Genomic DNA, 4359 nt, shown 5'->3' on the forward strand with positions numbered 1-4359 from the left:
CATTCATGAATCCCCCGACGCGCACCGCGTCGTTGGCGATCCTGTCAAACAATGCGTAGCCGAACACGCAGAAACCGGCAAATAAAATCAGGGCGCGCACAACCGCGGGCTCAACCCTCGCACGAGTCAAGGCTAGCAGCAGGATGCCCCCTACGACATAACGAACCGGCTTGTCGAGTTCGCGCACGGCGGCGCCATGCCAGACCAGGGTTCCGGCAAACAGTACCAGGTAGGCTGCGAAACACAGCACGACGGTTCTGACTGCACGAACGGCGGCGATCTGATCAACAAACGGCTCTGGGCGTAGTTTTGCCGCCAGCAATGCCAGCAGCGTTCCCGACAAAAGCCAAGCCGCTGGATAACCCGCTGGCAAAAACATCGCTGGCAGCATGCCTGCCAGCGCAACGGAAACAAGGACGGGCAATACGGAACGTTCAGACACGGGCATCGAGGAAACCTTTTGCCCTGTATTGTGTTACATATTTACCGCTCGTCAGCAATCCATTCGTGTCAATTACAGACTGTAAAAAATACCATTTGCAACTCTGTGGGCAAACAGCGTCATCCCCACACCACCGATCGCATGGAAATTGCGCCTGCCTGGAAGCTCGTGTTGAAAAACCGCACTGGCTCTTTCGCATCAACCGCGCCTGCGGTGTACAGCAGCGGAAGGTAGTGTTCATGGGTGGGGTGCGCCATCTTCGCCACTTGGCCCAGCTTCTGGAAATTCTGCAGGGCGTCCAGATTACCCTGCTGCAGATAGCCACCAATCGTCTGGTCGAACTCCAGCGCCCAATCGTAGGCCTGGTTGCCTGCCGCCCCCCGCTGCATCTGGCGCAGGTTGTGCACGATATTGCCGCTGGACACGATCAGCACGCCGCGGTCGCGCAAAGCTTTCAGCTGCTTTGCCAGGGCATAGTGCTCGTCGGGCGCACGGCTGTAATCCATGCTGAGCTGGATGACCGGGAYGTCTGCATCCGGAAACATGGGCTTGAGCACCGACCAGGCACCGTGGTCCAGCCCCCACTGCCCTTCGTCCAGGCCGAGCGGGGCCGAGGCCCGCTGCCTCACCAACTGGCTGATGACCTGTGCCGCAGCCGTGTCGCCGGGCGCGGGGTATTGCTGGTCAAAGAGTTCCTGCGGAAAACCGCCAAAGTCATGGATGGTTTTGGGTTTGTCCATGGCCGTCAGCCACCAGCCTTCGGTCAGCCAATGGGCGGAAATGCACAGAATCAGCTGCGGTTTGGGGTGGTTCGACCCGAATTCCGCACCTAGCGCCTGCCAGCTGCGCCGGTACTCGTTGTCGCCTATGGCGTTCATGGGACTGCCGTGGCCCACAAAAAGGACCGGCATGCGGTCTGACCTCTTCAGGGAGGTCAGCTGGTCCAGAGCGGAAACGTCAATTGGGTGGAGCATTTGTTGTTTTTCCTGTTCAAAAACCACACTTCGGGCGGGCACAAGCGCTGCTGGCTGGAGGAGAATGGTAAGTGTTCTTTCAATTCCTCAGGCGGCAGCGGTCATCATTGCCAAGCCAAGCCCCGGCGCACTTTTGTGGTGCCTGGCCCCAACAGCGTGAAAACCGCCCGGTATTGGTGGTTATCCTCAAATCACCGAGGCAGCCCCCTGTTATATTGCACTGCAACATATTACGATTTACCAAGTAACCCAAACCCAAGGTTGACCCCCGATGCTGTACCAAGTCTATGAAGCCCAACGCACCTTGATGGAGCCTTTTGTCGACTTTGCGCAAGCGGCTGCCAAACTTTATGGCAACCCGCTCTCGCCGCTAGGCCAAAACCCGTTTGCCCAGCGCGTCGCGGCCGGCTACAGCCTGATTTACCGGCTGGGCAAAGACTACGAAAAACCGGCTTTCGACATCCGTACGGTAGATGTCGACGGCACCGAAGTCAGCATCCATGAACGCGTGGAGGTTGACAAGCCCTTTTGCGAGCTGCGCCGCTTCAAGCGCTTCACCGACGATCCCGCTACGCTGACGGGCCTCAAGGGCGAGCCCGCCGTGCTGATCGTGGCGCCGCTGTCGGGCCACTACGCTACCTTGCTGCGCGACACCGTCAAGACCATGTTGAAAGACCACAAGGTCTACATCACCGACTGGAAAAACGCGCGGACCGTGCCGCTTTCTGAAGGCTCGTTCCACCTGGACGATTACGTCAACTACGTGCAGGAGTTCATTCGCCACCTCCAGGGCATTTACGGCAACTGCCACGTTATCAGCGTCTGCCAGCCCACCGTGCCGGTGCTTGCTGCCGTGTCGCTGATGGCCTCGCGCGGCGAGACCACCCCCCTGAGCATGACCATGATGGGCGGCCCGATCGATGCCCGCAAATCCCCCACGGCCGTGAATAACCTGGCCATGAACAAGAGCTATGAATGGTTTGAAAACAATGTGATCTACCGCGTGCCCAGCAATTTCCCGGGCGCCGGACGGCGCGTCTACCCCGGCTTCTTGCAGCACACCGGCTTTGTGGCCATGAACCCCGACCGCCACGCCAAGAGCCATTACGACTACTTCAAGGACCTGCTCAAGGGCGACGACGCCAGCGCCGAGGCGCATCGCAAGTTCTACGACGAATACAACGCCGTGCTCGACATGGACGCCGACTATTACCTGGACACCATCAAGACGGTGTTCCAGGAGTTCAAGCTGGTCCACGGCACCTGGGACGTCACGGGCGTTGACGGCCAGGTTGAACGCGTGCGGCCCGAGGACATCAAAACCACAGCCCATTTCACGGTCGAGGGCGAACTGGACGATATATCGGGCTCCGGGCAGACCGAGGCCGCGCATGGCCTTTGCCACAACATCCCCAAGGCCATGCAAAAGCACCTGGAAGTCAAGGGCGCTGGCCACTACGGGATTTTCAGCGGCCGCCGCTGGCGCGAGATTGTCTACCCGCAGGTCAAGGCCTTTATTCTGGAGAACAATCGGGCCCCAACCCAAGCCAAACGTGCGCCAGCAGCTACCAAAAATATAGCAAAGCCGGTCGCAAAAGCCACCGCAAAACCCGTCGCAAAAGCCCCGTCAAAAGCCGCTGCAAAACCAGCAACAAAGAAGCCGGCCCGCAGCAAACAGGCCTGAGGATGCCCAGTGGGGCCAGCTTGCAGGCCCACTGGCAGGACAATACGCCGGTGACCTTTCCCGTCGACCTTACTCTTTTTGAGCGTATCAACGCTGCACTGCCCCAAACCCAGTGCACCCGTTGCGGTTATCCCGATTGCGCGGCCTATGCGGCGGCCATTGCCGCAGGGAACGCCGCCATCAACCAATGCCCGCCAGGCGGCGCCGAAGGCGTGCAGCGCCTGTCGGCCATCACCGGTCAGCCGGTTCAGCCGCTCAATCCCGCCAACGGCACCGAAGGACCTCGTGCGCTTGCTTTCATCGACGAGAACTGGTGCATAGGCTGCACGCTGTGCATCAAGGCCTGCCCGACAGATGCCATCATGGGCAGCAACAAGATGATGCACACCGTCATCGAGCCCTGGTGCACAGGCTGCGAGTTATGCATTCCCGTGTGCCCGGTGGACTGCATCAGCCTGGAAAACGTCACCGGCACGCGTACCGGTTGGGCCGCATGGTCACCGCAAGAGGCTGGTACCGCCAAAGCCAGGTATGACCTTCATAAGGTCCGGTACAGCACTCCGGCGAGCCCAGCGAACCGGGAGTCCGGGAAAGAAGGTAAGGCCAAAATTCAACCGGATGAACCGATACCAGCCGCGGCAGCACGCCCCGAGGGTGACCCCGCCGTGGCAGACCGCAAGCGCGCCGTCATTGAGGCGGCCCTGGCCCGCGCCCGGGCACAGCGAGAAAGCGGCAAAAAGGACTGAGCCGCTCAACCCAAGGCGGCAAACGCCTTGATCACCTCGGGCGGCGCCTGGACCATTTCAATCAGCACGCCTTCACCCGACACAGGAAATTCGTCGTTCGACTTGGGGTGCAGGAAGCAGATGTCAAAACCTGCGGCGCCTTTGCGGATACCACCGGGCGCAAATCGCACGCCCCTGGCCGTGAGCCATTCGACGGCCTTGGGYAGGTCGTCTATCCACAGGCCCACGTGGTTGAGCGGCGTGGTGTGCACAGCCGGCTTCTTGTCCACATCCAGCGGCTGCATCAGGTCGACCTCGACCTTGAAAGGGCCACTGCCTATCGCGCAGATGTCTTCCTCGACATTCTCGCGTTCGCTGACGAAGTTGCCGGTGACCTCCAGGCCCAGCATGTCGACCCACAGCGTGCGCAGGCGGTCTTTACTAGTGGCGCCTATGGCGATCTGCTGGATGCCCAGCACTTTAAAAGGACGGCTCGTGCTCATGCCTGGAACTCGACGATGGGCTGATCCACGC

Annotated in this window: 5 protein-coding genes; 2 read left to right on the forward strand and 3 right to left on the reverse strand. The window is 60.3% G+C overall.

Going from position 1 to position 4359, the window contains the following annotated elements; genetic code table 11:
* Together AC1D0Z_RS16625 and ygiD are read right to left on the reverse strand one after the other, a co-directional pair.
* A partial coding sequence (locus AC1D0Z_RS16625; RefSeq protein ID WP_477659326.1) for a hypothetical protein occupies window positions 1-442 on the reverse strand: 442 nt, incomplete at its 3' end.
* A 119-nt stretch (window positions 443-561) separates the two neighbouring features.
* Window positions 562-1416, reverse strand: coding sequence for a 4,5-DOPA-extradiol-dioxygenase (gene ygiD, locus AC1D0Z_RS16630; RefSeq protein WP_477659327.1), 855 nt, complete (start codon window positions 1414-1416; stop codon window positions 562-564).
* Between the two features lie 271 nt (window positions 1417-1687).
* Here ygiD and AC1D0Z_RS16635 point away from each other — a divergent pair, with 271 nt between their 5' ends.
* Both AC1D0Z_RS16635 and rsxB read left to right on the forward strand, forming a co-directional pair.
* A complete protein-coding gene (locus AC1D0Z_RS16635) occupies window positions 1688-3100 on the forward strand; it encodes a polyhydroxyalkanoate depolymerase (RefSeq protein ID WP_477659328.1) in 1413 nt (470 codons plus the stop codon).
* A gap of 50 nt (window positions 3101-3150) precedes the next feature.
* Window positions 3151-3846: an electron transport complex subunit RsxB gene (gene rsxB, locus AC1D0Z_RS16640; RefSeq protein WP_477659329.1), complete on the forward strand. Its 696-nt coding sequence runs from the start codon at window positions 3151-3153 to the stop codon at window positions 3844-3846.
* A 5-nt stretch (window positions 3847-3851) separates the two neighbouring features.
* On the opposite strand, the gene AC1D0Z_RS16645 is transcribed toward rsxB, so the two are convergent.
* On the reverse strand, window positions 3852-4328 hold the full coding sequence (locus tag AC1D0Z_RS16645) for a VOC family protein (RefSeq protein WP_477659330.1): 477 nt from the start codon (window positions 4326-4328) through the stop codon (window positions 3852-3854).
* Window positions 4329-4359 lie beyond the last annotated feature (31 nt).

Source organism: Polaromonas sp. P1_E3, from assembly GCF_056405935.1.